This window comes from Thermobaculum terrenum ATCC BAA-798 (genome assembly GCF_000025005.1).
Classification (GTDB): Bacteria; Chloroflexota; Chloroflexia; order Thermobaculales; family Thermobaculaceae; genus Thermobaculum; species Thermobaculum terrenum.
Map to the genome: position 1 here is coordinate 505,512 of NC_013526.1, position 25,566 is coordinate 531,077.

Genomic DNA, 25,566 nt, shown 5'->3' on the forward strand with positions numbered 1-25,566 from the left:
AATTACTTAGCTTAGCTAAGTATAAACCGGACTAAGTGGGATGTCAAGCCCGAGCGAGGCAAGCCTATGCCCGCGCCGGCAGGCGGCCATCGGGCAGGAGGGGCAGGGAGCGCAGTCGCTGGCCGGTGGCATCGAAGATGGCGTTGGCCAGCGCCGGGGCCACGCACACCAGCGGTGTCTCTCCGGCCCCAACGGCAGGCAGGTCCCGGCGGTCGAGCAGCACGACCTCGATGCTTGGCAGGTCGGTGAACCGGGGGACCCTGTAGAGCGACAGGTGGCCGTTGCAGATGTTGCCCCCCTCGATCCGCACGCGCTCGTACAGCGCTCCCCCCAGCCCCTGCACGATGGCCCCTTCCACCTGGTTGCGCAGCAGGTCGGGGTTGTGGATGGCCCCGCACTCGAAAGCTTGGACGATGCGCACCACCCTAACCTGCTGGGTGTCCGGGTCGACCTCCACCTCCGCGCAGGTGGCCACGTAGCTGCCCTTCTCCGTGCCGCAAGCCAGACCGTGACCTCTGTGCCCCCTCCGCCGGCGGCTCACCCAACCGTACGCCTCGGCGGCCGCGAGCAGCACGGCTCGGAGCCGCCCATCGGAGGTGTTGTCCAGCCTGAACTCCAGAGGATCCACCTCGAGCATGTGGGCCAGCTCATCCATGTGCGACTCCCGGGCGAAGTGGTTGGCGGTCGCGGCCAGGGCCCTGTACGATCCCTGCCGCAGCGGGGACCTGCAGAGGTGGTACTCGATGTGCTGGTGTGGCACGTCGTACGGCGTCATGATGGCCGCCGGCCCGGAGTTGTAGTTGTGGAACTCCCAGGCGCGCAGCTTGCCATCTCGCGTGGCGCCGCTGCGCACGTCGATCACTCCGGCCGGTCGGAAGTAGGCGTGAGTCAGCTCCTCCTGCCGAGTCCAGTGCACCTTCACGGGCACGCCCAGGGCGCGGGCGACGCGTGCGGCCTCGATGGCTGCCTCTCCCGTGTGCTTGCCGCCGTAGCCGGAGCCCGCGTCGGGCACGATCACGCGCACCTGGTCCTCCGGTAGCCCGAAGAAGGCGGCCAGCTCCGCGCGCACCCCGAACGGCCTCTGCGTGCCCGTCCACACCGTCAGGCGTTCCCCCTCCCACACGGCCGTCGCGGCCCTGGTCTCGGGCGGCACGTGCGCGATGTAGGCCACCCTGTACTCCGCTGCGTGCCTTACCTCCGCCTCCCCCAGGCCCAGCTCGAGCGATCCCTGCTGATGCAGCAGCGGTTGGGGGAACGGGCGATCGGGATCCGGCTCCATGGGGTGCGCCTTGAGGTACTCGTACAGCTCCTCATCGGACGGCACCTCCGGGCGCTCCCACTCCGCCCGCACGGCCGCAGCTGCTTGGCTCGCAAGGAAGCTGTCCTCGGCGGCCACCGCCACGAAATCCCCGTCGCGCACCACCCGCACGCCCTCCATGGCCTCCGCCTCGGTCGTGTCCACGTGCAGCAGCCTGCAGCCGGGGAGCGGCGGCCGCACCACCTTGGCGATGAGCATGCCCGGCAGGGCCACGTCGGAAGGGTAGCGATGGCTGCCCGTGACCAGCGCCTCCATGCGCGCCCTCGGCAACGGCCTGCCCAGTACCGACCAGGACGACGGGGGAGTCAGGGGCGCATCTTCCCGGTAATCCTCCGCAAGCTCCTCCCCGCCGGCGAGCTCGGCGTAGCCGAGGCTCCTGCCGCTGGGGGGATGGGATACCCTGCCCTCAGCGGCCACGAGCTCCGATCTCGGCACGCCCAGCCTCTCGGCGGCCCTGTCCAGGAGCACCTCCCGGGCGGAGGCAGCCACCAGGCGCAGGGTGTGCGCCATCGTGGGGGTCGTGCGGCTGCCGAACGTGCCCGCATCGAAGGGCACCAGGGCCGTGTCGGCCATCACCAGCCGCACCATCTGGGGCGGCACGCGCAACTCCTCGGCGACCGCCTGCGCCAGGGAGGTCCGGATGCCCTGGCCGACCTCCACCTTGCCGGTGAACACCGTCACCCCGCCATCGGGATCTATCCTCAACCAGTCGCCGATGCGTCGGGTCTCGGCATCGCGGGGCATCTCCCTCCTGCTGCCGCTCTGCCCCTCGAGTCCGGCAGGATACCTGCGCGTCTCCATCAGCCCCTCACCTCCTTGGATATCTCCGCGGCGCGCATCACGGCCTGGAGGATGCGTGGGTACGTGCCGCACCGGCAGATGTTCCCCTCCATGTAAGCCTCGATCTCCGACCTGGTGGGCGATGGGTGCCCCCGCAGCAGCCCCACCGCGCTCATGATCATGCCCGGGGTGCAGTAGCCACACTGCATGGCTCCGAGCTCGATGAAGGCGCGCTGCACGGGATGCAGCTCTCCGCCCACGGCCAATCCCTCTATCGTCGTCACCTCCCGCCCCTCCACGGACACCACCGGCAGGAGGCACGAGCGCCGGGGCTCCCCATCCACCAGGACCGTGCAGAACCCGCAGACCCCCTCTCCACATCCGGGCTTCGCGCCCGTGAGCCCGAGCTCCTCGCGCAGCACGAAGAGCAGCGGCTTGTCGGGGCAGGTGCTGACCCTGCTCTCCCGGCCGTTGACAACCAGGGTGATCTCTCTCATACTCCTCTCCTCCCGAGAAGCTGCGATACGTCCCTTGCATTCTATATTATTTCGGTGCTCACGAACATATCGCACCGACCCAAGCGCTTATAAGCCACAAAAAAGGCTGGGGAGTTAGTCCCCAGCCGCTCGAGGGAAAGGGCCGGTTACCTGCGCTCGCCCACGCGCGGGAACAGCTCCCCCTCCAAGGTCTGTCCCGGCGACAGCGCGAGCGGGTCGGTAACCACGTGCGGTTGTCCTGTGTAGATGGTGTCGGCGTCCATGTAGATGATCACGTACGCCACCCTGGGCTCGTGGGTGACGTTGGGGTTGGCCATGTGGGCGCACCTGCTGTGGTGGAAGGTGCAGTCGCCCGCCCTGAGCGGGAGCGTCACCCTGGCGTCCCACTCCAGGTCGGGACATAGGCTGAAGAGGCTGCGCGGGTCCTCCAGGTTCTGCGCGGCCAGCTCCGTGCGGGTGTGCGAGCCCGGGATGAACGTCATGCACCCCCTCTCGACCGGCACGTCGCACAGCGCCACCCAGGCCGAGAGCGAGTGCGCGGAGCGCGCGTGCGGCCAATAGGGCTGATCCTGATGGAACTCGGTGGCCGTGCTCTTCTGGGGTTGCTTGATAAGCACCTGATCGTGCCACAGGCGTAGGGGCACGCCCGCGAGCGCCTCAGCTATCCTGGCCAGCTTGGGGTACAGGGTGAGCTCGCGCAGCACCTCGTCCTCGCGCCAGGCGTTGACGAGCTGTGTGAAGACCGAGCCCTTGTGGAGGCTCTGCATGCGCTCGGAGAGCCTTAGCGCTGCCTCTCGAAACCTCTCCACCTCCTCCGGAGAGAGGACGCCGCGCACCCTGATGAAGCCCTGGCTGCGGTAGAGCTGCACCGCCTCGTCGGTGATCTGGTCGGCCGTGGTGGTATGGGTGATCTCCACTGTGTCCAGCATCTGTGCTACCTCCTTCCTGTAGCACGATCTTCTCACAGCCGCAGGGCCTCCACTAGACGGAAAGGCGCTAAAAGTAGCACAATATTGACTCAAAGGATCCTTGGGGAGGACTCAGGTGGAAGGTTGGTCCAGGCTGCCCAGGCAGATGGTGTTCAAGGGAGAGCACTGCCCGCTGGACGTCAACTTGCATAAGCTGGACGCGCCTTGTCAGCCGCACGCCCACGATTTTCTCGAGATAGCCGTGATCTTCGGCGGCGGGGGCGTGCATCGCACCATCCGAGGCGACCTGCCGGTGTCGCGAGGGGACGCCTTCATCCTCTGGCCCCAGAGTTGGCACGCCTTCCTGGACTGCCGCGGCCTGGAGGTGTACAACTGCTGCGTGGGCCCCGAGCTGCTGCGCCGGGAGCTGGCCTGGCTGAGGGAGGATCCCGTCGCCGGTTGCATCTTCGGGGACGACTCTCACGCCGAGGCGGAGATCGTGCACGTCAAGCTGACGGAGGATGATGCGGAGATCGCCAGGGGGCACTTCGAGGCCCTGCTCGGGCTCTCCGAGGACTCGGCCTTCCACCGGGTGGAGCGCCTGGGGCACCTGCTGCTGTTGTTGGGGTTGCTGGCGCGGCGCTTCGTCGCGGAGGCGATCGCCGGACGCCCCAAGCAGCACCCGGCGGTGAGCCGAGTGGTGCAGCTGCTGCGGGCCGAGGCGGATCGCGACTGGACGCTGCGCGAGCTGGCGGGAGAGGTGGCGCTCGAGCCCTCGTACCTGGTAAGGCTGTGCAAGGCACAGCTGGGGCTGCCTCCGATGGCCTATCTGGCGAGGCTGCGCCTGGAGAGGGCGGCCCACCTGCTGCTGCGCACCGACCTCAGCATCACGCAGATCGCTGCCGAGGTGGGCTGGCCCGACCCCAACTACTTCTGCCGCAGGTTCAGGGCTTACTTCGGCCTGCCCCCAACCCTCTACCGCAAGCAGCTGGCGAGCGGTGGGGCAGATCGAGGGCCCCACCCCTAGAACATTCGGAGCAGCAACCTTATCCCCACCAGCATCAGCCCGAGCGCCAGAGCCCTCAGAATAGTCTTGCCCCCCAGCCGCTGCGACAGCCTCGCTCCCACCGGCGCACCCGCCAGCACCCCCATCCCGAGCGCGAGCGTGCGCCTCCAGCCGGTGGTGAACTCCCCAGTGACTATGTGGGTGACGGTGCCCACGAAGCTCATGATCGCCAGGATGAAGTGGGAGGTGGCCGTGGCGATGTGCGTGGGATAGTCCAGCAGCTGCACGAGCAGCGGCACGTGGATGATGCCCCCGCCGATGCCCAGCAGGCTGGAGAGGAACCCCACTCCGAAGCTGAGCACCGCTCCCAGGGGGACGTTGACGTGGGCCGGGCGAGAGCTGCCCTCGGGAGCCTTGCCCCGCACGAAGATATAGGTCGATAGCGCCAGCAGCACGAGCCCAAACAGGGGGTCGAACACGCTGCGGGGTATGTAGCGGGTCACCAGCGCCCCCAGGACCGCGCCGGGGGCGCTGGCCACGGCGAAGATGGTGCCCCGGTGGTAGTCTATCCTCCGCATGCGCGCGTAGGCGACGGAGCCCGCGGTAGCGTTCAACCACACCACGGCTAGGGAGATGGCGGTGATGGTCTTGGCCGACTCGTGTGGATACATCAAGAGGAGGATAGGCACTAAGAGGAAGCCCCCGCCCGCGCCTATGAGCGTGCCCAGGGCGCCCACGCAGAACCCGATGATCACCAATCCTCCCCAGGGCCATAGCAGCGACATGTACCATATCCCTCCAACTCATACTAATCCATCAAACCGATGGACGACCAGAAGCTGACTGCACCCAGGGTCGCAAATATATCGTATGTCCCTCCAGGTGCTGGCAACACGTACCAGCTGGGATTCAGGCAGAGGGCCGCCGGTCGAACTCATACCTCGTGCGCGATCCTCAAAACCTCTCTCGATGATAGTGGTCGGAAGGCCAGGCGTGCCGGTCGGTGTCAAGTTACAGGCAGTGGGAGTAGGACTCCAAGGCGGGAGCACTCCCTGCCTTTCCATCTGTCCCACTCCTATCCTACCCCTTGGCACTGCCCTGTCGAGATCCAAGCTCTTACTCCTTGCGGAAGAGCTCATCCGGGTACTGCAGCGCGGCATCCCAGTAGATCCAGCCGTGGGCGCCGGCATCCTCAGCGGCCCGCTTCTGTGCAAGCCATTGTGGCAGACCGAAGGGCTGGCCATACTGCGTGTCCGGAAAGGCCGATAGATAGGGTCGCACCAACGTGTTCACGTTGTCCCCCCTAAGGCGACGCTTGGCCCTGACGACGGATTCGTAGATGATCTCGTAAGGATGGGCGGAGGGTATCCTGTAGCCGCCAGTGCCCGGGGCGAAGTGATCTGGGTAGATCATGGGAGAGTAGTAATCCAAGTAGGGAGCGAGCCGCTCCAGCACCTGCCCGGTCCCCTGCTCCTTCTCGCTCCAGACGGTGAGGCCATAGGTGTCCGCCGAGATGAACACTTTGTGAGGCCTAATCCTGCTGGAGGCGTACCTGAGGAAGGCCTCTATCGTATCGGGACGGTTGTAGCGTGTGCTGGGGGTGAGGTACTCCACCTTGCTCAGGTCTCCGTCCACGGGGAACCTGACGTAGTCAAACTGGATTTCGTCTATACCACTCGCCGCTATCTCTTCGAGCAGATCTCCAAAGTATCTCCATACCTTCTTATTGAACGGGTCCACCCAGCGATGACCTTTGTTGTCCTCCCAAACGCCTCCCCGGATATCGCGCACCGCCATGTCCGGGCGCGCAGTCGCCAGCGTCGGGTCTCGGAAGGTAGTGAACCTGCCTATGACATAGATCCCGCGGCGGTGCATGTCGCGCACAAACTCCTGGAGGTGGAAGTCCTCGTAGCTGGCACCTATCTGCCTAGCGAGGGGCACCTTGCTCGTCCACACCTTGCCGTCGTCGTTCTTGACGTTGATGACGATCGCGTTCAGCTCGGTCTCCTCGATGAGCCTCATGAACCTTCGGTAGACGTCGGGATCGCCGATGCCCGAGACGTACACGGCTTTGGCGACGAACGGCGTGAGTGAGACGTCTCCCAGGTTGGGATCCGCGATCTTGCGCGTGAGTTTCCTGTAGCCTGGAGCCATCACAGTGAGCTCCCTCGCGTCAGCTGGTGCCTGTAGTGCGAACTTACCGGCTTCGTCCGTTCTTCCTATAGCTTCATCCACGTAGACCCAGGCTAACCTCACCGGCTTGCCATCTTCATCCAGCACCCTGCCGGTGTAGGTCGCGTGCCCGCGCGTGCGTGCAGCCTCCCGGGGTTCGACCGTCGGGGAGGGCATCCTAGACTTCTCTCCTGATGGTCGTGCCGCAGGAGTGGAGCTTGGGTCCGGGGTGGCGGTGGGATCGCTCGGGACCATGGAGGCTGTGGGTGTGTGCTGGCTGGTCATAGTAGGGGTTGGGTTGGCATTATTGGAGGTGTTGGTGTTTCCAAAGCCGCATGCGGTCAAAAGCATAGACAAGATCGACAGAGAGACCACAAAATATGCTAACTTATCTCGCACCAACAATCACTCTCCTGCTACTCATGGCGAAGTAGACGACTTTGAATTGTAACTGCAAAGGCTTGGCATCTGCAAGCGTAAGCAAGAACCGGATAGGGGGGATGTTAGAGGTGAAGCTACCCAACAAGATAGCGCTCGTTACCGGAGCGAACAGCGGTATAGGCAGGGCGATAGCATTGCTCTTCGCGCGCGAGGGCGCCGACGTCGTAGTGCACTACTGGCAAGACGTCGATGGGGCTCAGCGCACTGCGACGGAGATCCGTGCGTGTGGCAGACGGGCGGAGATCGTGCAGTCGGACCTGTCCGAGCCTCAGAACGCCTCCAGGATGTTCGATAGGGTCCTACAGATCGTCGACAGGATAGACGTGTTGGTCAACAACGCCGGCACCGGCTCGGCCTATCCCGACTCCCTATCCACGCCCCTGGAGGACTTCATGCGGGTGATGAACGTTAACCTTGTTAGCCCCTGGGTGTTGTGTCAAAGAGCTGCGACTCTGATGGCGGAGAGGGGTGGAGGCGTGATAATCAACATCAGCTCGGTGCACGAAGATACTGCTACCCCAGGGGGGGCGGCTTACGGCGCCTCTAAGGCGGGGCTTCGCAGCATCATGCGCACCCTAGCGGTAGAGCTAGCACCCCGCGGGATCAGGGTAAACAACATCGCTCCTGGCACGATTGTCACGCCGATGACGGAGGCCGCGCTGCTCGATCCTGGGACGATGGAGTACGTCCGCCGCAGGATACCGATGGGCAGGCCTGGTATGCCGGAGGAAGTAGCGAACGTGGCACTCTTTCTGGCGTCCGATGATGCCAGCTACGTCACCGGCGCCACCTACTACGTGGACGGAGGACTATTGCAGCGTATGGGCGGCGTGTGAGCTACAGCAGCCCTCCCAAGGTCAGCCAATAGTACACGATGTACCCACCAGCGAGCAGCAGGAGCACAGCCGAGGCGGGTTGCACCCAGCGCGACAAGGTCCTTACCCTGCGGATGGCGGTGCTAGAGAGGACGGCCGCAGCTAGCGTTAGGGCCGCCAGCACAGCTCCCATCCCGAGGGCGTAGCTCACAAACTGCCACAACCCTCTCACAAGATCGCCTGCGCTGAGGGTACCACCTACTACTATCAGGAAGATGGGCAAGGTGCACCCGAGAGAGCAGGCTCCATAGGCCAGGCCATACAGGAAGTAGGCCCCTAGGTTGCGCCCTCGCGCCCGGCTGCCGATGCGGTCGGCTACCCTTTCTCCCAGGCTGGAGTAGACCATGTGCCCGCCAAGCATCCGGCCACCCAGGAAAACTAGTGCGATGCCCACGATGAGCCCCACCCAGGGGAACACGCCGGCGACGCTCGTGGTGACGGCCGCCAGCACCACGCCCATTGTGCCGAACAGGAGCACGAAGCCCAGTGTCACCATCGCGCTGATCCCCAGGGCTCGTCCCAGCTGAGCTCCCTTGCGCTTGGTGTCGTCTCCGAGATAGTACGCCAGGTACGCGGGCAGGAGCGCGAACCCACAGGGGTTGACCGCGGCCACCATGCCGGCGACGAAGGCGTAGCCGAGGGGCAGCGCGCTGCCCAGCGAGCTTATGAGCCTGCTCCAGCTGAAGGCTATCGCCTCTACCCCGCCCGTGACCTGGCTGAAGCGGTTGCCGGTAGCGATCGCCGCTGCCAGGGCCACTATCAGCACCAGGAGCGAGGCGATGAGGCCGTACTGCTCCCTCCGCTGGTCGACTCCGAAGGCCCTCATCTCTACCCAACCCTCTCGGCGATCATCGCCGCCACCGACTCGAGGAACCTACGGTCCTCCTCGGTGAACGCGGCTAGCTCGTCGGAGTCTATGTCGATCTCCCCGAGCACCTGGTGCCCCTTCTTGATCGGCACCACGATCTCCGATCTGGTGCCGGGAAAGCACATCAGGTAGCGCGGGTCTTGGCTGACGTCGTCCACGACCTCCGTCTGGCCGCTGGCTGCGGCGGCGCCGCAGACTCCCTGCCCTATGGGGATGATGACGTGCTCCGTGGCCTGAGGTCCCCGCCAGGCCTCCAGCACGAGGTGGTCCCCCCGCACCATGTATATACCCGTCCAGTTGTAGTGGGGGAAGCTGTCCTGGAGGATCTCTACGACCCGCTGCAGGAGCGCCTGCCCCTGTAGAGTCTCCACCGCTTTGGCTATCTCCGCCTTGGCGTTGCTGTAACTTATCATGCCTCTATCCTCTCGCTCTCACTTTGACCAGGTAATTCGCAGCCCCGCTGACGGCCTCGCCTGCGATCCGTAGCGCAGACTTAACCTGCATCTGTATCATTTTACCTTGCGCGGGATCGAACAGCAGGGTGGTATCTGCCCTCCCCTGGGCTTTCCCCCCGAAGATCTCCGCGCTGACTGGAGAGCTGGCGGTGATCACCACCAGCCGCCTGCCCTGGACGTATCGCGTCCCCTCCAAGGTGTACTCGGTGACTCCCTCCGGGGACGTCGACCGCCAGCTGTCGCCGGGCTGTAGGGCGCCCTCCGGCAGCTCCACACCGAACAGGGCACCTCCCTGCAACGTGCTGGCCACCGGTGACATGGCCTCCGAGCTGGCCTCCAGGCTCAGTACCCGGCCTCGCGAGTTGACCTGCAGCCTCATGTCCAGCGCCCTCAGCTGCTCTGGGCTGGCGACCCATCGCCTGCGCTCTCCGCGCCGCCCTCCTGCCGCGGTCCATAGACCCTCGTAGCGCAGGGACAGGGTGGCCGTGCCGCCCCCGATGCGCTCGACCCGCAGGGTGTAGGTGTACTCCGCCTCAGTGCGCAGGGGGGAGCCGTCGCCAGCGGGATCGAACTCGATGACGGTGCTCCCGGTATAGGTATAGCTCTCTCCCGGCTCAAAGCTGTACCGCAGGGTCAGCCCCGCGGGCGTCGGAGTGGCTTGCGGGGTGGGGGTGGGCGGGGGCGTCGGAGTCACCGGCAGGTGTGGCGTGGGCACGGGGGGGCGCGTGGCCGTGGGGCTTGCGGCCGCTACGGTGGTGGAGCTACCCCTTGGCTGGGTGGGGTGGGGTTGCGTGGCCCTGCTCCCGAAAGGGGAGCAGCCGGCAACGGCCAGCGCGCACGCCAGCAGCAGCCCCAGCACCACTCGCCTACTATCGCCTACGGACATCCTTGGTATCCCTTCCATTATGAGGTTTGACGAAACAGTTGGAAGATTTTAACATACTGAGGGGCCCGACCTGGCCCATATCTGCCCCTGTGGGGGGTATATTGTATTTTGAGATCTCGGCTGTGTTCTGGAGGTGAAGGGATGCCCGACAGGAAGTACGACCTAGTGGTGATAGGTGCTGGCATAGTGGGGTTGGCCTCGGCGATGGAGATCCTCAAGCGACATCCAGCGCTGCGGCTGGCCGTGCTCGACAAGGAGGAGCAGATAGCCCAGCACCAGACCGGGCACAACAGCGGGGTCATCCACTCGGGCATCTACTACGCTCCAGGCTCCCTCAAGGCCAAGCTGTGTGTCTCGGGCAAGCAGAAGCTCATCCAGTTCTGCCAGGAGCACGATATCCCCTACGAGCTCTGTGGCAAGATCATAGTCGCCACCACGGAGGAGGAGCTGCCCCGCCTGCAGAACATCTACGAGCGGGGCCTGGCCAACGGCGTGCCCGGCGTGGAGCTGATAGGCCCGGAGCGCATCAGGGAGATCGAGCCGGAGTGCGAGGGCATCCGGGCCATATGGTCACCCACCACGGGGATCGTGGATTTCGGCCGGGTCGCGCTGGCCTATGCCGACGAGGTGCAGGCGCGCGGCGGCGAGATCTTGACGGGCCATGAGGTATTTGACATAAAGCAACAGGATGGGGTGTACAATCTGGAGACGAGCCGTGGGGTGGTGGCATCGAAGTACATAGTGAGCTGCGCGGGGCTGTACGCCGATCGCATCGCCGAGATGACCGGTGCCCCCAAGTATCCGAAGATCGTGCCCTTCAGGGGCGACTACTACGTCCTGCGGCCCGAGAAGAGGCACCTGGTGCGGGGATTGATCTACCCCGTGCCCGACCCGCGCTTCCCGTTCCTGGGGGTGCACTTCACGAGGCGCATGGACGGCGAGGTGTGGCTCGGGCCGAACGCGGTGCTGGCGTTCGCCCGCGAGGGCTATAGGCGCACGGACTTCAACGCTCGCGACCTCCTGGAGGCCGTGACCTACCGAGGCTTCGGGTTGCTGGCCTGGCGGTACTGGCGCATGGGATTGGAGGAGATGTACCGCGACTTCAGCAAGGTCGCCTTCCTGGCCGCCCTCAAGCGGTACGTGCCGGCCATCAGAGCGGAGGACATGTTGCCCGGGCCCTCCGGAGTGCGCGCCCAGGCGCTGGCACCGGACGGCAGCTTGGTGGACGACTTCGTGTTCAACCGCTCGGGCAACGCCCTGCACGTGCGCAACGCACCATCGCCCGCCGCTACTTCCTCCCTGGCCATAGGCGAGGTGATCGCCGCCACGGCCGCCAAGGCGTTCGATCTGCCCACCCCGGTGGCGCACTAGCCATACCGCGTCATCCGTGGTGACGGCCGCCGGTCCGCAGGGGATCTAGGACCCCTTCGCGCCGGTGCCGTCCTGATCTGGACTTATCGCCTGGAGCTCCGCTGAGCGCTCGACGTGCTCCCGCAGCCCCGGCACTCGCTCCAGCAGCTCGGCTATCTTCATCCCCGTGAGGCTCTCCACCAGGGTGGGCGCGATCGCGACCATCCTCGCCAGGTCCTGCATCACCTGGTTGACGCCCGAGCCGTTGGCGCCATCTCCGGTGGAGATCACGGTGATGCGGTCCACCTGCGACAGCGGCTGCGACATCTTGGCGAGCATCTCGGGCAGGTTCGTGATGATCTTATCCAGGATGGCCGCCTCGTTGTAGCCCTGGAAAGCCTCCGCCTTCAGGCGCATGGCCTCCGCCTCGGAGGTGCCCTTGGCCTTGATGATCTCGGCCTCGGCCTCGCCAGTGGCCCGGATGACCTCCGCCTGTGCTTGTCCCTTGACGCGGGCCACCTCGGCCTCCGCCTGTCCCTGCGTCCTGGCGGCCTCCGCCCTGCCCAGAGCCTCCAGGATCTGCCGCTGGCGCTCGGCCTCTGCCAGGAGCTGGATGCGCTGCCTCTCGGCCTCCGCGGCCTTGAGGACCGTCGCCTGGAGCTCGCGCTCCCTGCGGGCGATCTCGGCCTCCTGCACCTTGATCTGCTCCTCGCGCTCGATGCGCTGCACGCGCACCTGCTCGGCCACCACCTGCTGCTGCATGACGTTGGCTTGGATGTCGTACGTCTTGTCGGCTATCGCCTGCTGCTTCTTGACGGCGGCCAGGTACTCGGCCTTCTTCAGCTCCAGGTCGCGCCTGGCCTCGGCCTGGCGGGCCTCGGAAGCGGTCTGCGCGATCACCGTCTCCTGCTGCGCGAGCGCCTGTGCCACGGCGGCCTCCCTGGCCGTCTCCGCTTGACGTATGGCGGTGTCCCTGGCCGCCTCCGCGGCCGCTATGTTGGCTTCCTTCTGGATGCGCGCGATGTCGGGCTTGCCCATGTTGGCGATGTACTCGTTCTCGTCGCGCACCTCCTTGATGGTGAAGCTCACGATCTCCAGCCCCATCTTGGACAGGTCCTCGGCCACGTTGGCGCGCACCCTGTCGGACACCATCTCGGGCTCCTTCACTATCTGCTCGACCGTGAGCTGCCCTATGATACCCCTCAGGTGCCCCTCCATCACGAGGCGGATCAGGCTCTCTCGCTCCTGCGGGGACTTGGTGAGGAACTGCTCCGCGGCCGTCTTGATGCTGGTGGGGTCGTTCTTGACCTTGATCTGGGCCACAGCCTCCACGTTGACCGCGACGCCCTGAGTGGTGTAGAGGTCCCGCTCGGGCGAGACGTCGAAGCTCATCAGCTCAAGGGAGAGCTCGCGCGCCGACTGCAGCATGGGGATGACCAGCCTGCCCCCTCCCGTGACGATGTGAGTGCCCCCCAGGCCGTAGATGATCAGGGCCTGGTTGGGGCCGACCTTGCGGAACATCCGGGCGATCAGCGCCAGGATCAGCACCAGGACCAGCGCCAGGATGATCGCTATCGTGATAGCTATCGTGGTCATGCTTGCTCCCTCCCCTCCGGTTGACTTTGTGGGCCGCCCGCGCCGATCCCCTTCAGGTCACGCCCACCCCGATCGTGCTCCTCCAGCAGCTTCTCCAGCGGGCGGACGTAGGCTATCCCCCGCTCGTAGCGCAGGATCACCACCTGCTCTCCACGGGGGATGGGAGAGCCGTCAGCGCTCCGGGCCCCCTCGCTGCGCGTGGTCCCGTGCTGCGTGAAGATGATCTCTCCGATGCGGCTGCCGGACATCGGGATGCTCACCCTCGCCAGCGTGCCCTCCAGCCTGTAGTCGCTGGCCCTGAGCGCGGGCGTCTGCCCGGGGAGTATCACCCGGTCCAGCAGGAGGAACACGAAGGATGCCCCCACCATGCCACCCAGCACGGCGATGGTGAGCACGGCCAGGATCCCCATCGCGCCCCACTGGGTGAGCAGGTAGCCTATACCGCCAAACCAAGTGATGAAGGCCATCAAGGTGGACACGTTCAAGGGGGATGCGTGGGCGGCGTCGGCCTCGGCGCCTGACAGATGGTGCGCGTCGTGGCCCATCCCGGGCAGGTGCAGCTCAGCAGCGGCGAACCCCAGCAGGAAGCTCAGGATCACGAAAGCGAGCCCGAATATAAAGAGCCCCAAGAACACGTATGCCATCTGTCTCCCGCCTACCAGCTATTTGTACCACAAGCCGGAGACCGCCGCAATAGTGACACTTAATGTCTCATTCATCAGGCAACCCTGGCATGGGGGGTCTCTGGGGCTGAACAAGTTCGTGAGCCAGCACGGCACTGAGTGGGGAGCCCTGATGGCCGCCTCGACCATGGTCGCCGCCCCCATGATCGTGTTGTTCCTCGTGGCTCAGAGGTACTTCGTCCAGGGGATAGTGCTCACCGGACTGAAGGGCTAGGGGCTGGCGCGCCGTCCCTGCAAGGGGGCATAATGCTCTGGGAGGTGCGCGTGTCGGAGCGACCCATACTGTATAGCCACGAGCGTTGAAGCCCCTGCAGGGCGGTCAAGGAGTTCCTTGGCCAACTGGGCGTAGCGTACGAGTTGCGGGACGTCACCAGGGACCCTCGTGCCTTGGAGGAGTTCCTAAGTCTTGGCGCCCCCCTGCCTCCCGTCGTCCTCTACAAGGGGAGATGGGTGGCTGGCTACAAGCCGGACGAGATCGAGCACCTCCTGGCCGATCTGCTCGGCTAGCCGCTTCGGGAGGCTGGACGCGGACGAAGAGCCCGCGTCCAGCTGGGAGGGCAGATTAGATCGCCTATGGAGAAGGGAGGACCCCATCGCCTGGGGTGGAGGGGAAGGCGATGGGGCCACAAGGAGGAGGATGCACATGGGGGTGGTGCCCGTTGCTAGTTTAACATATAATGTGGCACTTGCGCTAGTACCTGCCCTAGGAATATTATGTATGCGTCGAATGATGTGATGTGGAGCCGAGATGCCGGATAGCCTTTCTGACCCCGAGCGACTATCCGCTCTCAGCAGAATACGTGACCTGGGCGCGTGGCCCCGAGAGTCGCTTGACCGGCTCGCGCGGATAGCTGCGAGGCTGCTGCACGTCCCCGTGGCCCTGGTCTCTCTGGTGGACGACCGTGAGCAGTTCTTCGCGGGGCAGGTGGGTCTGGAGGAGCCGGTGGCCCTCGAGCGAAGGACTCCGCTCTCCCATTCCTTTTGCAAGCACGTGGTGCTCACCGACGAGCCGCTCGTGATCGAGGACGCTCGCCGGCACCCTCTGGTGATGCACAACCCTGCCATACGCGACCTCAAGGTCGTGGCCTACTGCGGCGTGCCCATAAGAGCTAGCAACGGGGAGGTCCTGGGCTCGCTGTGCGCCATAGACCATGAGCCCCGGCAGTGGACCCAGGAGGACGTGGATACCCTGTCCGACCTGGCGAGCGCGGTGATGGCCGAGCTGAGGCTGCAGGAACTGCTGCTCAACGCCGAGCGCGAGAGGAGCGAGCGAGAGGCCCTGCTCCAGGCCGTCAGCGATGGCATCTACGTCATAGACACGGGTGGGGCGTGCACCTTCGTGAACCAGGCAGCCACCGCCATGCTGAGGTACGAGGAGGGCGAGCTGCTGGGCAAGTACATGCACGGCCTCGTGCACCACCGTAGGCCGGACGGCACGGAGTACCCGGAGGAGGAGTGCCCTGTGCACCGCACCCTGCTCACGGGACAGCCCTTCCGCAACGTGGAGGAGTTTCTCTGGAGGAAGGACGGTACAGGCTTCCCGGCTGAGTACTCCTCCAGCCCCATCATCATCGGTGGGAAGATCGTGGGCGCGGCCGTCACCTTCAGGGACATCACACAGCGGCATGCGCTGGAGCGGGTGCGCAGGGAGTTCCTGCAGGAGATAGACGATGAGCGCCGGCGGCTGGAGACCATCCTGGAGAGCCTGCCTGTGGGGGTGCTGATAGCTGAGGCCCCCACAGGCAGAATAGTGCAGGGCAACGGGCAGGTCGAGGCCATCCTGGGCCACCCCGTGCTGGAAACCCTCCAGGTGGCGGACTACTCCAAGTGGCATGGCTACCACGAGGACGGCACCCCTCTGGGCGCGGAGGAGTGGCCGCTGGCCAGGGCCGTCCTGCACGGCGAGACGGTGAACGGCCAGGAGCTCCTGTACCGCCGCCCTGACGGACAGGATATCTGGCTGAGCGTGAGCGCGGCACCGGTGCGCAACAGCGACAGGCAGCTCATCGGCGCGGTCGCTACCTTCCAGGACGTGACCGCGCGCAGGCGATCCGAGGAGGAGCGAGCCAGGCTCCTGGAGCGTGAACAGGCCGCTCGCGCCGAGGCCGAGAGGATAGCGCAGGCGCTGTGGAGGAGCGAGGAGCGCCTGCGCCTGGCCCTCGAGGCCGGCAGGATGGGCACCTGGGACTACGAGCCCGCGACCGACAGGATGAGCCTCTCCTCGACGATGGAGGAGATGCACGGCCTGCCGGTGGGGGGCTTTCGGGGAGGCTTCGAGGACTTCCTCCGGTTGGTGTACCCCGCGGACAGGCTCAGGTTGCGGGACGCGCTGGACTCCGCGGCGAGGCACGGGGGGAGCTTCCACTCCGAGTACCGGCTGGCGGCCGTGGAGGACGGCTTCAGGTGGATCGAGATCCGCGGCAGGGTGTTCTACGACCCCTCGGGCACCCCCGTGCGCCTGAGCGGCGTGTCGGTCGACGTCACCGATAGGCGCAGGGCCGAGGACTCCCTGCGCTTCCTGGCCGAGGCCGAGAGGGTGCTCGGGAGCTCCCTGGACTACGACTCCACGCTGCAGAGCATCGCCCAGCTGCCTGTACCTTTCCTGGCCGACTGGTGTGCCCTCGACCTGCAGGATGCGGACTCCCACTCCCGAAGGGTGGTGAGCGCCCGCTGGGACCCGGCCTCTTCCCAGGTGGTGGTGGAGGAGTGGGAGGGAGGCGAGAGCCCAGTGTGGCAGGCGGTGGTGGGCAAGAGCCAGCCCCTGCTCCTGCCAGAGGTGACCCAGGAGCTGCTGGATCGCTACCTGCCGAACGCTGAGCAGCAGGAGATGGTGGCCTCCCTGGGGGCGCGCTCCGTGATGGGTGTGCCGCTCGCCACTCGGGGGCGGGTGAACGGCGTGCTGTGGTTCTTGATCACCACTTCCGAGCGCATCTACACGGAGGACGACCTGGCGCTGGCCCTGGATCTGGCGCAGCGAGCGGCGCTGGCGGTGGAGAACGCGCGGCTGTACGATGACCTCCAGGAGCAGGCTGGGCAGCTGCAGCAGCTGGCTGAGGCCGCGCTGGTGATCAACGCCGCCACCTCCCTGGACGCCATCCTGCGGGCCGTCAGCGAGACCGCGCGCAACATCCTGGGCGCGCATCTGGGCCTGGCCTACCTGGCCGCCGACTGGGAGCTCGAGAAGGCGCTGGCCTCGCTCTCGTGCTCGGAGCGCTACTCGCAGTGGGCTGGGTGGACGCCCTCCCCGACGCTGCTGCGGTCCCTGGTCGGCCTCCTGGGGGAGTCGCGCACCGCGCGGCTGACCCTGGCCGAGATGCAGGCCGACGAGCGCTGCCTGCGGCTCCTCGAGGGTGAGCATGGTGACCCCCCGCTGCGTGGGCTCCTGCTCGCGGCCCTCACCGACAGGGAGGGCAACAGGATGGGCATGGTGGTGCTCGCGGATAAGCGGCAGGGCGAGTTCACGCTCCGCGACCAGGCCATGCTCCTCCAGATCGCCCAGCTGGCCTCGGTGGCCACGGACAACTTCCAGCTCCTGCGACAGACGCAGGAGGCGGTGCAGATGCGCTCCGAGTTCCTCGCGATGGTGTCCCATGACCTGAAGAACCCGCTGGTTTCGGTCAAGGGCATGGCTCAGCTGCTGCGTCGCCAGCTGGAGAGGGGCGACTGCCTGGACGTCCAGAGGTTGATCGAGGGGCTCGACAAGATAGACTCCGTGGCGACGCGGATGAGCGCCCAGATCAACGAGCTGTTGGACACGGCGCGCCTCCAGATGGGTGAGCCCCTGGAGCTTGACGTCCGTCCCTTTGACCTGGTATCTCTGGCTCGGCAGCTGGTGGAGCAGCACGCCCGCACGACCAGCAAGCACAACGTCGAGCTGCGGACCGATCTGGGGGAGCTGGTGGGGGAGTGGGACCAGTTGCGGATCGAAAGGGTGCTATCCAATCTCCTGTCCAACGCCATCAAGTACAGCCCCGAGGGAGGTGACGTGGTGGTGACCGTCCGCACGGAGGAGGCGGATGGGCGCAGCTGGGCAGTAGTTGACGTAACTGACCAGGGGCTGGGCATACCCGCCCGGGAGCTCCCCAGGATATTCGATCGGTTCTACCGGGCGAGCAACGTGGAGGGGAGGATAGGGGGTACCGGAGTGGGCCTGGCCAGCGTGCGCATGATCGTGGAGCAACACGGGGGGCGCATCTCCGTCACCTCGCAGGAGGGGCAGGGCTCAACCTTCAGTGTGTGGCTGCCCCTGCCGGGAGCGGCCTGATCACGGCGCGGTCCGGCAGCGCCGGTAGGCCTGCCTCGCGGCCCTGATGCCTTCCCGTAGAGAGGTAAGCAGCGCGGGTGGATAGGATGGGATCACGCAGCGAGCCATCTGCTCCAGGACGTCCCGACGCCCCACGAGCATCGGCCGGCTCCACGACTCCAGCCGTTGGCCGCGCAGCACGAGGAACCCGTCCAGCGGGAGCCATTTCCCCCGACGCCGGTCGTACCACAGGGCCCTCCCGCCGGCCGCCTCCAGGATCACGACCCCCCCGGCCACGTCCCAGATCTTTGGAGCCCGCAGCAGCGCGAAGTCCATCCAGCCCAGCGTCACCGCCGCCAGGTCGTAGGCTATCGAGCCGGTGGACCGTGTGTCCATGATGCGCAAGCCGGTGCCGGCCATCTTGGGAGTGGTCCTGAATCCGGGGTGCCTGACCCCGAGCAGGCCGGAACCGGGCACCTCCCGGGGATGCAGGGGTTGGTCGCGCACGTGCGCCATGCCTCCCCGCCTCGCGTGGAGCAGCTCTCCGGTGCCCAGCCATATGGCGCCCACTACCGGGACCCTCCTGTACAACACCCCCACCGAGATCCCGTAGAGGGGCAGCCCCTTGAGGTAGTTGATGGTGCCGTCTATGGGGTCGACCACCCACTGGTAGTCGGCGTCGTGGCCGAAGCCGCCTCCCTCCTCTCCTAACATGCCGTGGTCGGGGAACTGAGTCCTGATGCTCTCGGCGAACAGCTGCTGGATCTCCCTATCTACCTGAGTGACGGGGTTGGAGACCCCCTGCCCCTTGTACTCCACCGCGAGCTTATCCCTACGAGCCACGGCCATCTCTGCTGCTTGGGATAGCATCCGGAGAGCCTCTAGCTCTATCAGTTGCAGGTCATTGAGTCCGCTCACACCATTACTCCGTGGCTGCCTGCTTGTGCTTACGTAGAGCTTCCCTGATCTGTCTGTAGCCAATCAGCTGCACCCCTTCTGCCTCAACGAAGCTTGCCAGCTCGTCGCTCGTGAACGCCTCGTAGTCTGCTACTCTGGCTTGCCAGTCGGGAGCGATCGTTTCCAGCTCTGGAGTGGCGATGGCTGGGTGGATGATCATCAGGGACAGTCCCTCTGGCAGATCGGCTATGGCCCGCTTGGCCTGCTCCACCCTGTCCTCTGGGTCGTCCAGCGGGAGCATCGTGAGATTGTCAAACGGGATAACGCCAGCAGTTATAGCGTCCTCATACACCTTCAGCATGAGATCGACGTCGAATCCGGGGTTGCTTCGGATCCACTCAGGAGTCTGTGATGCTAGGAAGGGCGGTATCTCGTTGTCCAACGCTAGATCGATGTAAGCCTGCGCGAAGCGAGGGTGGAACACCGTTCCCATGTGCGAGTCCAGGTGCGTGACGTCTATGCCCGCAGCGAGCGCCCGCCCAAGCTGGCCCGAGAGCTCGTGGGCGACTGCGTCCTGGCTAGCGTCGGCCTGGATCCTCGCCGGGCTCTGTGGCATGTATCCCTCCTCATCCAACAGGCCGCTGGCTGGGTCCGCCGTGGAGACCGGCCTCCATCTGTAGGTGGACCACTCGCAGTTGAGGGTGAGGTGCACGCCCATATCCGCCTCCGGATGCTCCCGGCAGTACTGGGCGACCGCCGGAAACCACGGGCAGGGCACCATCGTGGCCGCGCAAGTCACCAACCCCACGCTGAACAGGTCCCTTATGGCCGGCAGGGTAGCGTGGCACATGCCCACGTCGTCGGCGTGCACCACTAGCAGCCTCGTGCCGGGTTCGTAGCCTAGTCTTGTCAGTGCGATGCTCAACTTATCCTCCTATGCTCCTATTGATGTCGTCCCCCGCGGGAGGTTAGGTCTCCTGGGGCAGAGATTCGGGTCCGCTAGCGGGCAACCGGAACCAGAACCTCGAGCCTTCTCCCTCGCGAGAGCTCATGCCTATCCTGCCCCCGTGGCGCTCCACGATGTTACGGCATATGTACAGCCCCAACCCCAGCCCTGAGTAGTGCCGTGGGGAGACGTTGCGCCCGCGGAAGTACAGCCCGAACACCTCGGGCTGCTGGTCCTCGGGGATACCTATGCCGTAGTCCGTGACGCTGACCTCCACCTCGGGGCCGTCCCGCCTCACCTCCACGATCACCCGCCTGGAGTTGCCCGAGTACTTGACGGCATTGGAGATGAAGTTGGCCACCACCTGCTGCAGGCGATTTCTGTCGCCCAGCACCCAGACGGGCTCAGCTGCCAAGAGCTCGATCTCGAAGCCGCTGGCCGCCTCCCTCTGGTCCATGACCACCTCCCGGACAGCATCGGTGAGCTCCACCTTCCTCAGGACCAACTCGAGCTTGCCGGCTTCTATCTTCGACACGTCCAACAGGTCGTTGATCAGCTCGGACATCCTGTCCACCTGGCGGTTGATGATCTCCAGGGGACGCCGCAGCACCCCCTCGCGGGACCTGTCCATGAGCACCTGCGCGTAGCCCTTGAGCAGGGTGATGGGGGTCTTGAGCTCGTGGGAGGCTGTGGCTATGAACTGGTTGCGCAGCTCCAGGGCGCTCTCGATCTGCCGCAGCAGCTCCGACCGCTGCTGCTCCAGCTGACGCTGCTGCGTGATGTCGTCCACCAGCGCCACGGCGGCCACTATCTGCCCTCGATGGTCGCGGATGGGCACGGAGCTCACCTGTAGGTGCCGCCTCTCGCCGTCTGGCCTCTCCAACTCTAGCACCTCGCCCTGGACCGCTTCGCCCGCCCAGAGCGAGCGGTGCACCGGCCACTGGTCCATCGACAGCTCTTGACCTTCCTCGCTCCTCAGCACGTACCCGAGCTCACTTTGGTAGATGCTGCCGCTCCTGCTCTGGGGACCCAGGATCTCCACTGCCCGCTCGTTGGCCACCACCACTTGGCCTGCCCGGGCATCGATGATCAGCACGCCGACCGGCAGGTGGCGCAGCACGGTCTCCAACAGGTCCCGCCGGGCCTCCGATTCCTCCAGCGCTTGGCGCTCCCTCTCTGCTGCGCGGGCCAGCTCCCGCTCCGCCCGGGCCCTCTCCTCGAGCTCCCTGCGCGCGGTGGTGTACAGCTGGGCGTTGTCCAGCGCCATGGCCGCCATGTTGGCCAGCTGCTGGGCGAACGCCAGGTCCTCCTCCGTGTACCTTCTGCCCGATTCCGAGCTGGCCAGCGTGATCACCCCCTGCGTGCTGCCCCTAGCCCTGAGCGGCAGCACCATGCAGGATATCAGCCCCAGTCGCCGGATGAGGTCTACCTGTGCCTCGTCCTCCAGCAGCTGCCTCAGCACGTCCTCGTCGATCTCTCGCACCAGGAGCGGCTGCCCCGACAGCAGCATCTGCCGCACAGCGTCGCTCATCTGCCCTCGGCGCTCCCTGTACCCCTCCACCATCCGTACCCTCTCGGCATCCATGTGGGCTATGGCCAGCCGCCGGAGCTCGCCCTCGTCGTCCAGCATGTCTATAGCGCACCAATCGGCGACGGCGGGCACCGCGAGGGCAGCCACCTGCCGCAGGGTGTCCCGATAGTCCAAGGAAGACCCCAGCATCAGGCTAGCCTGCACGAGGAACCTGCTGTTGACCTCCCTCCTGTGCTCCGCAGTGATGTCGCGGAATATGTGGATCACTGCCTCCACGTCCCCGGCATCCCCTCTTAGGGGGACGCACCTTAGCGTGGCCCATCGCTCCTCGTGTGTGGCCCTCGAGCGGTATCGCAGCTTATAGCTGCAGGGCTCGCCTGCGGTCAGCGCCCTGCGCCATGGGCTCACGGCGGGGTCTATAGCTGCGCCCGTCTCGGCGTCGAACACCTCGAACATCCTGTCTATCTCGTCTGGATGGGTCGACTGCAGGTGCGTAGGCGAGGCAAAACCCAGTATCTGGGCTGCCCTGTCGTTCGCGTAGACTATCTCGCCGGTGCTCGCCTGGACGGTCACTCCATCCTGGATGTGGTCGAGCACCTCCTGCCAGCAGCTATCCCTCATGAGCGATCATGACTCCCCGGTGGGCTCTCGAACCTCTCAGCAGGATCCGTACCTGCATAGCCTCTTGGTGGCGTGCTTAACCAAACTCTAACCTGCCTTTGACGTCTCTGGCCGTTGCCTGGATAATCTCTGTGAGATATTATCTAGCATCCAGGTGGGATGCAAGGAGGTCGCATGCTGCGTAGGCTGGGGATTCGGGAGGTGCACATCCTGCTGCTGCTCATAGCCCTCTGGACCGTGGCGCTCGTGCTGCTCAGGCCCCACGTGCGCGTGCAGCTGCTCGTGTGGCTGCTAGGTCTCGTGCCGATACTCGTCATGCTCCTTCGGTACAGCGTCAGGCAGGATTAGCCAAACCCTGTATGTAGGTCAAGCATGCCTCGAGGCACTCCTGGAGGGGCCTGTCGGTATCCACTACCAGCTTCGGCTCTGAGATGGGCTCGAAAGATCTCTTGACCTCCAGGTACAGTTCGTAGCTGCGGTTGCCGGCTGGATGGTGTCCCTCGGCCTCATCGGCTAGCAGGCGCCTCCGGGCGGTCTCGTCGCTGCAGGTGCACTCTATGATGCCCAGCTGGACCCCCAGTGTCCTGGCCCATCGCCCAGCCTCTTCGACCTGGTAGCGGTGGGCGAAGGGCCTGCCATCGACGAGCACGACCAGCCCCGGGTGCCTGCCCAGCAGGTAGGCCGATGTCCTGTAGATCACCTCCATGCAGAAGTCGTCCTGCTCTCGTGAGTACTCGATGTACCTCGGGGGGAACAGCGCCGCGCGCACCACGTCCTTGTCCAGCACCACCGCCGCAGCTAGGTGCTGCGCGATCGCCCTGGCGAGCGTGCTCTTGCCTGTGCCCGGTGGACCCGCCATAAGCACTATCATGCCTGCCCTCGTAACTTGCAAAAGCTGCTACAGTTTATATATTGGCATCATGCGATATTATGACCTATAGGAGCATGGCTATGAAGCTTAGGAGAGCCACTAGGGACAAATGGATCCTCGGGGTGTGCGGAGGGATAGCGCACACGTTCGACCTGCCGCCGATGGGCGTGAGGTTGGCCACGGTGGTGCTGGCGATAATCATCCCGGGGCCCAGCCTGGTCGCGACGTTCGTGGCGTACCTGGTGCTCGGGCTGCTGTTACCTCCCAGCGATGAGTTCTAGCGCGGTGTAGTCATGTAGGCCGCATGGGTTTATACTGCAGGTATGAATCCCAACGGCCTGCTGGATCGCCTGCTGCCCTATAGACCCAAGCTGCTGCTGCCCATAGTGCTGATCTCCCTGCCGTTCGGGGCGATCGGCTCATTTCTGCCCCTGTACGCGCACTCCCTCGGGGCTTCGGCCTTCGAGGTCGGCGTGGTGTACGGCGCGTTCTCTCTTGCTGGCCTGGTGTGCAGGCCCCTGGTGGGTGTGGGGGTGGACCGTCTCGGTCGGGAGCAGTTCGTCATCGCCGGCATGGTGGCCTACACCCTGTCGTTTGCTATGTTCTCCCTGCTCGACGGCGTCACGATGCTCGTGCTGGCCCGCGTGCTGCAGGGCGTGGCCAGCGCGGCCTTCTGGGTGGCCCTCTCCGTGCTCGCCGGTGACTGGTCGGAAGGGGGCCTACGCGGAGCCCTCTTTGGGGCACTGAACCAGGCGTTGAACATAGGCATGGCCTTGGGGACGGTGCTCTCCTACGGGCTGATAGCCTACATGGGCATCCAGAGTGGCTGGCGATGGACCATGGCGGCGTACGCGCTGGTGTCGGTGTGCGCGCTGCTCCTGATGCTGCGCTGGCTGCCGCGAGGGGTAGGACTCTCCGGACGGGGTGAGCCTGCGGATAAGCGCCCAGCATTGGACAAGCGCGGCGTGCGCGTGCTGTCGGAGGTGCTGCTGGTGCTGCTGGTGCTGTCCTCCTGCTACTCGATGATCACCCCCTTGCTGCTTGTGTACTTGGAGGAGCGCTTCGGTGTGAGCGAGTTCGTGATCGGGCTGGCCTACGCGCCCGCGGCGGTGGTGTACGCTCTCGCACCGGCGTATCTGGGGAGGCTGTCCGACCGATGGGGGAGGAGGCCGGTGATTTGCTTGGGTCTGCTGAGCAGCGGCCTCGTGGCCTGCTTCTTCCCGCTGGCACCTAGCCTGTGGGTGCTGAGCCTGGCATGGCTGGTGGAGGCGCTGTGCAGCTCTGCCGCGGTGCCCGCGCAGGATGCCCTCGTGTCCGACCTCACAGGGGGTAGCGTGCGCGGGCGAGCCTATGGGGTCTACGCGGCCACCACTGGCCTGGGATCCACCGTGGGCCCGCCCCTGGGGGGATGGCTGTACGATCACGTCTCGATGGCCGCTCCCTTCTGGGTCAACGCCGTGGTGCTGGTCCTGGGAGCCTTGGCCCTGTTCTACATACTGAGGCCCCTGCCTGCGTCCCTTGAGGGTCGAGCTAGGAAGGTCCGCGGCAGCCTAGGTCCTGCTGATCACTAGGTTCCAGAGAACGAGCACGATCGCGGCCACCAGCAGGATGTGAATGGCCGCCCCCAGCAGCTTGAGCGCTAGACCTCCAGCCCACAGCACCAACAGCAGCACCACTATGCCCCATATCAAAGGTCTCATGAGTCACCTGCCCCTTTTTCTTCTAATTTACCCGCTGAGTGGGGTGATATGCCATGCTAGCCAAGGCGATCTACCAGCTCATGGAGCCTAGCTAGCAGGCGTGAGGGCTGATCCTCGGCCTGCAGGAGAGGGGACCATCTGGTGAGGATCAGCCAGATCTCGGCCGCGGCCACCGCGCGCGCCAGCCCCGGCAGCGACGTGATACCCCTGGCCTCGGCGTAGACCTCCAGCACATCTTCCTCGGGGACCATGCCCCCCTCAGCCAGGGCAAGGCCTATGAAGGATGCGAGGTCCCAGGTGGGAGAGCCGCGATGGATCCCCTGCCAGTTAGCAAGCAGCAGGTTGCCCGCGCCATCCAGCAGGAAGTTCCCGGTGCGGCAGTCCCCATGACATATCCCATGAGATACACCACCAGCAACACCATAAAGATAAGAAGCCATGGACACCACACGAGCCACAACAGGATCGATCCCGGCGATATCCAGCCACTCGCGCGCGACCTCGGCAGGAGGCGGGCCAGCCTCGAGCCAGGCAGGAGGCTGGCGGCCGTGGAGCCCCGCCAGCAACTGGGCGGCCCACACGTACATGCCCGGGGTCCAGGCCTCGGCCGGCAACGCAGGAGAATGTGCCTCCAGCAGGAGAGCGCAGCCCTCCACCCCCTCCCAGGAGGCCACCAGCCTTGGGGTAGCTATCGGCAGGGTGGGTGCAAGCTCACGGTAGAACGCCAGCTCCCTCCTAAGGTCAGCCTGCAGGCCCGGGCTCGCGTGAGCGAGAGCGTACTTGAGCACGTAGCGCTGGGGAGGAGCGATCACGAGCAGGGCATTATCGAGTGGGCCGGCCGTCGGGGCCAACTCCACCCCAGCAGGGTCGACGCCCAGCTTAGGCAGTATCGCAGCTAGCTCCGGCACCTCCATGGTGCGAG

General features: G+C 65.5%; 24 protein-coding genes and 1 pseudogene. 9 read left to right on the forward strand and 16 right to left on the reverse strand.

Features of this window, described 5'->3' with window-relative positions; translation table 11 throughout:
• Positions 1-64: 64 nt before the first annotated feature.
• The 3 genes from TTER_RS11900 to TTER_RS11910 form a co-directional block, all read right to left on the reverse strand.
• Entirely contained in the window at positions 65-2,119 is a 2,055-nt protein-coding gene (locus tag TTER_RS11900) for a xanthine dehydrogenase family protein molybdopterin-binding subunit (protein WP_012876283.1), read from the reverse strand.
• On the reverse strand, positions 2,119-2,595 hold the full coding sequence (locus TTER_RS16105; RefSeq protein WP_012876284.1) for a (2Fe-2S)-binding protein: 477 nt from the start codon (positions 2,593-2,595) through the stop codon (positions 2,119-2,121). The genes TTER_RS11900 and TTER_RS16105 overlap by 1 nt, the downstream gene beginning before the upstream one ends.
• A 146-nt stretch (positions 2,596-2,741) precedes the next feature.
• A complete protein-coding gene (locus TTER_RS11910; RefSeq protein ID WP_012876285.1) occupies positions 2,742-3,524 on the reverse strand; it encodes a phytanoyl-CoA dioxygenase family protein in 783 nt (260 codons plus the stop codon).
• A gap of 115 nt (positions 3,525-3,639) precedes the next feature.
• On the opposite strand from TTER_RS11910, the gene TTER_RS11915 reads away from it, so the two are divergent.
• On the forward strand, positions 3,640-4,530 hold the full coding sequence (locus tag TTER_RS11915) for a helix-turn-helix transcriptional regulator (RefSeq protein WP_012876286.1): 891 nt from the start codon (positions 3,640-3,642) through the stop codon (positions 4,528-4,530).
• Here TTER_RS11915 and TTER_RS11920 read toward each other — a convergent pair.
• Positions 4,527-5,294 carry a sulfite exporter TauE/SafE family protein gene (locus TTER_RS11920; RefSeq protein ID WP_012876287.1) on the reverse strand — a complete coding sequence of 256 codons (768 nt, stop codon included), beginning with the start codon at positions 5,292-5,294 and terminating at the stop codon, positions 4,527-4,529. The two genes, TTER_RS11915 and TTER_RS11920, sit on opposite strands and share 4 nt — an antisense overlap.
• 331 nt (positions 5,295-5,625) lie before the next feature.
• Positions 5,626-7,080: a putative glycoside hydrolase gene (locus TTER_RS11925; protein ID WP_241215286.1), complete on the reverse strand. Its 1,455-nt coding sequence runs from the start codon at positions 7,078-7,080 to the stop codon at positions 5,626-5,628.
• Positions 7,081-7,190: 110 nt separating this feature from the next.
• Between TTER_RS11925 and TTER_RS11935 the strand changes: the two genes are divergently transcribed.
• On the forward strand, positions 7,191-7,958 hold the full coding sequence (locus tag TTER_RS11935; protein ID WP_041425617.1) for an SDR family NAD(P)-dependent oxidoreductase: 768 nt from the start codon (positions 7,191-7,193) through the stop codon (positions 7,956-7,958).
• 1 nt (position 7,959) lies between these two features.
• On the opposite strand, the gene TTER_RS11940 is transcribed toward TTER_RS11935, so the two are convergent.
• The 3 genes from TTER_RS11940 to TTER_RS15005 are packed head-to-tail and all read right to left on the reverse strand — an operon-like array spanning position 7,960 to position 10,206.
• On the reverse strand, positions 7,960-8,823 hold the full coding sequence (locus TTER_RS11940; RefSeq protein ID WP_012876292.1) for a cytochrome c biogenesis CcdA family protein: 864 nt from the start codon (positions 8,821-8,823) through the stop codon (positions 7,960-7,962).
• A 2-nt stretch (positions 8,824-8,825) separates the two neighbouring features.
• Positions 8,826-9,278, reverse strand: a complete 453-nt coding sequence (locus tag TTER_RS11945) for a GAF domain-containing protein (RefSeq protein WP_012876293.1) — start codon at positions 9,276-9,278, stop codon at positions 8,826-8,828.
• Positions 9,279-9,282: 4 nt separating this feature from the next.
• Positions 9,283-10,206 (reverse strand): hypothetical protein, encoded by a 924-nt coding sequence (locus TTER_RS15005; protein ID WP_012876294.1) that lies wholly within the window; start codon positions 10,204-10,206, stop codon positions 9,283-9,285.
• A gap of 141 nt (positions 10,207-10,347) precedes the next feature.
• Here TTER_RS15005 and lhgO point away from each other — a divergent pair, with 141 nt between their 5' ends.
• Positions 10,348-11,577: an L-2-hydroxyglutarate oxidase gene (lhgO, locus tag TTER_RS11955; protein WP_012876295.1), complete on the forward strand. Its 1,230-nt coding sequence runs from the start codon at positions 10,348-10,350 to the stop codon at positions 11,575-11,577.
• 45 nt (positions 11,578-11,622) lie between these two features.
• On the opposite strand, the gene TTER_RS11960 is transcribed toward lhgO, so the two are convergent.
• Both TTER_RS11960 and TTER_RS11965 read right to left on the reverse strand, forming a co-directional pair.
• On the reverse strand, positions 11,623-13,152 hold the full coding sequence (locus TTER_RS11960) for a flotillin family protein (protein WP_012876296.1): 1,530 nt from the start codon (positions 13,150-13,152) through the stop codon (positions 11,623-11,625).
• The gene (locus TTER_RS11965) at positions 13,149-13,796 is read right to left on the reverse strand and encodes an NfeD family membrane protein (RefSeq protein WP_012876297.1); all 648 of its coding nucleotides are present in this window, start codon (positions 13,794-13,796) and stop codon (positions 13,149-13,151) included. The genes TTER_RS11960 and TTER_RS11965 overlap by 4 nt, the downstream gene beginning before the upstream one ends.
• Positions 13,797-13,848: 52 nt before the next feature.
• Here TTER_RS11965 and TTER_RS11970 point away from each other — a divergent pair, with 52 nt between their 5' ends.
• From TTER_RS11970 to TTER_RS11980, 3 genes and pseudogenes are all read left to right on the forward strand, one after another.
• On the forward strand, positions 13,849-14,049 hold the full coding sequence (locus tag TTER_RS11970) for a hypothetical protein (RefSeq protein ID WP_041425275.1): 201 nt from the start codon (positions 13,849-13,851) through the stop codon (positions 14,047-14,049).
• A gap of 107 nt (positions 14,050-14,156) precedes the next feature.
• Positions 14,157-14,342: pseudogene (locus TTER_RS16410) on the forward strand (glutaredoxin family protein); the annotation flags it as partial.
• 241 nt (positions 14,343-14,583) lie between these two features.
• On the forward strand, positions 14,584-18,099 hold the full coding sequence (locus tag TTER_RS11980) for a GAF domain-containing protein (RefSeq protein ID WP_012876299.1): 3,516 nt from the start codon (positions 14,584-14,586) through the stop codon (positions 18,097-18,099).
• Here the strand turns inward: TTER_RS11980 and TTER_RS15010 are convergent, their stop codons facing one another.
• From TTER_RS15010 to TTER_RS15015, 3 genes are read right to left on the reverse strand one after another with little or no spacing between them, the layout of a single operon-like run.
• Complete coding sequence (locus TTER_RS15010; RefSeq protein ID WP_169302695.1) at positions 18,100-19,059, reverse strand: inositol monophosphatase family protein; 960 nt, start codon at positions 19,057-19,059, stop codon at positions 18,100-18,102.
• Positions 19,001-19,900, reverse strand: coding sequence for a polysaccharide deacetylase family protein (locus TTER_RS11990; protein ID WP_012876301.1), 900 nt, complete (start codon positions 19,898-19,900; stop codon positions 19,001-19,003). Before TTER_RS11990 ends, TTER_RS15010 begins: the two co-directional genes overlap by 59 nt.
• A gap of 43 nt (positions 19,901-19,943) precedes the next feature.
• Positions 19,944-22,073, reverse strand: a complete 2,130-nt coding sequence (locus tag TTER_RS15015) for an ATP-binding protein (RefSeq protein WP_012876302.1) — start codon at positions 22,071-22,073, stop codon at positions 19,944-19,946.
• A gap of 174 nt (positions 22,074-22,247) precedes the next feature.
• Between TTER_RS15015 and TTER_RS15870 the strand changes: the two genes are divergently transcribed.
• Positions 22,248-22,421 carry a hypothetical protein gene (locus tag TTER_RS15870; protein WP_012876303.1) on the forward strand — a complete coding sequence of 58 codons (174 nt, stop codon included), beginning with the start codon at positions 22,248-22,250 and terminating at the stop codon, positions 22,419-22,421.
• Here the strand turns inward: TTER_RS15870 and TTER_RS12000 are convergent.
• The gene (locus TTER_RS12000) at positions 22,408-22,944 is read right to left on the reverse strand and encodes a P-loop nucleotide/nucleoside kinase family protein (protein WP_012876304.1); all 537 of its coding nucleotides are present in this window, start codon (positions 22,942-22,944) and stop codon (positions 22,408-22,410) included. The two genes, TTER_RS15870 and TTER_RS12000, sit on opposite strands and share 14 nt — an antisense overlap.
• A gap of 80 nt (positions 22,945-23,024) precedes the next feature.
• Here TTER_RS12000 and TTER_RS12005 point away from each other — a divergent pair, with 80 nt between their 5' ends.
• Both TTER_RS12005 and TTER_RS12010 read left to right on the forward strand, forming a co-directional pair.
• Positions 23,025-23,225, forward strand: coding sequence for a PspC domain-containing protein (locus tag TTER_RS12005; RefSeq protein WP_012876305.1), 201 nt, complete (start codon positions 23,025-23,027; stop codon positions 23,223-23,225).
• A 42-nt stretch (positions 23,226-23,267) separates the two neighbouring features.
• A complete protein-coding gene (locus TTER_RS12010; RefSeq protein ID WP_012876306.1) occupies positions 23,268-24,515 on the forward strand; it encodes an MFS transporter in 1,248 nt (415 codons plus the stop codon).
• Here TTER_RS12010 and TTER_RS15650 read toward each other — a convergent pair.
• Positions 24,495-24,644, reverse strand: a complete 150-nt coding sequence (locus TTER_RS15650) for a lmo0937 family membrane protein (protein ID WP_012876307.1) — start codon at positions 24,642-24,644, stop codon at positions 24,495-24,497. The two genes, TTER_RS12010 and TTER_RS15650, sit on opposite strands and share 21 nt — an antisense overlap.
• 56 nt (positions 24,645-24,700) lie before the next feature.
• Positions 24,701-25,558: a phosphotransferase family protein gene (locus TTER_RS12015; RefSeq protein WP_012876308.1), complete on the reverse strand. Its 858-nt coding sequence runs from the start codon at positions 25,556-25,558 to the stop codon at positions 24,701-24,703.
• Between the last annotated feature and the right edge of the window lie 8 nt (positions 25,559-25,566).

Bases quoted from the DNA above. Each gene is read 5' to 3' on its own strand.
- TTER_RS15005 (WP_012876294.1), bottom strand. From the start codon at position 10,206: ATGTCCGTAGGCGATAGTAGGCGAGTGGTGCTGGGGCTGCTGCTGGCG.
- TTER_RS12005 (WP_012876305.1), top strand. From the start codon at position 23,025: ATGAAGCTTAGGAGAGCCACTAGGGACAAATGGATCCTCGGGGTGTGC.
- TTER_RS11910 (WP_012876285.1), bottom strand. From the start codon at position 3,524: ATGCTGGACACAGTGGAGATCACCCATACCACCACGGCCGACCAGATC.
- TTER_RS11945 (WP_012876293.1), bottom strand. From the start codon at position 9,278: ATGATAAGTTACAGCAACGCCAAGGCGGAGATAGCCAAAGCGGTGGAG.
- TTER_RS11900 (WP_012876283.1), bottom strand. From the start codon at position 2,119: ATGGAGACGCGCAGGTATCCTGCCGGACTCGAGGGGCAGAGCGGCAGC.
- TTER_RS11980 (WP_012876299.1), top strand. From the start codon at position 14,584: ATGCCGGATAGCCTTTCTGACCCCGAGCGACTATCCGCTCTCAGCAGA.
- TTER_RS16105 (WP_012876284.1), bottom strand. From the start codon at position 2,595: ATGAGAGAGATCACCCTGGTTGTCAACGGCCGGGAGAGCAGGGTCAGC.
- TTER_RS12010 (WP_012876306.1), top strand. From the start codon at position 23,268: ATGAATCCCAACGGCCTGCTGGATCGCCTGCTGCCCTATAGACCCAAG.
- TTER_RS12015 (WP_012876308.1), bottom strand. From the start codon at position 25,558: ATGGAGGTGCCGGAGCTAGCTGCGATACTGCCTAAGCTGGGCGTCGAC.
- TTER_RS15015 (WP_012876302.1), bottom strand. From the start codon at position 22,073: ATGAGGGATAGCTGCTGGCAGGAGGTGCTCGACCACATCCAGGATGGA.
- TTER_RS11940 (WP_012876292.1), bottom strand. From the start codon at position 8,823: ATGAGGGCCTTCGGAGTCGACCAGCGGAGGGAGCAGTACGGCCTCATC.
- TTER_RS11965 (WP_012876297.1), bottom strand. From the start codon at position 13,796: ATGGCATACGTGTTCTTGGGGCTCTTTATATTCGGGCTCGCTTTCGTG.
- TTER_RS11920 (WP_012876287.1), bottom strand. From the start codon at position 5,294: ATGTCGCTGCTATGGCCCTGGGGAGGATTGGTGATCATCGGGTTCTGC.
- TTER_RS15870 (WP_012876303.1), top strand. From the start codon at position 22,248: ATGCTGCGTAGGCTGGGGATTCGGGAGGTGCACATCCTGCTGCTGCTC.
- lhgO (WP_012876295.1), top strand. From the start codon at position 10,348: ATGCCCGACAGGAAGTACGACCTAGTGGTGATAGGTGCTGGCATAGTG.
- TTER_RS11960 (WP_012876296.1), bottom strand. From the start codon at position 13,152: ATGACCACGATAGCTATCACGATAGCGATCATCCTGGCGCTGGTCCTG.
- TTER_RS12000 (WP_012876304.1), bottom strand. From the start codon at position 22,944: ATGATAGTGCTTATGGCGGGTCCACCGGGCACAGGCAAGAGCACGCTC.
- TTER_RS15650 (WP_012876307.1), bottom strand. From the start codon at position 24,644: ATGAGACCTTTGATATGGGGCATAGTGGTGCTGCTGTTGGTGCTGTGG.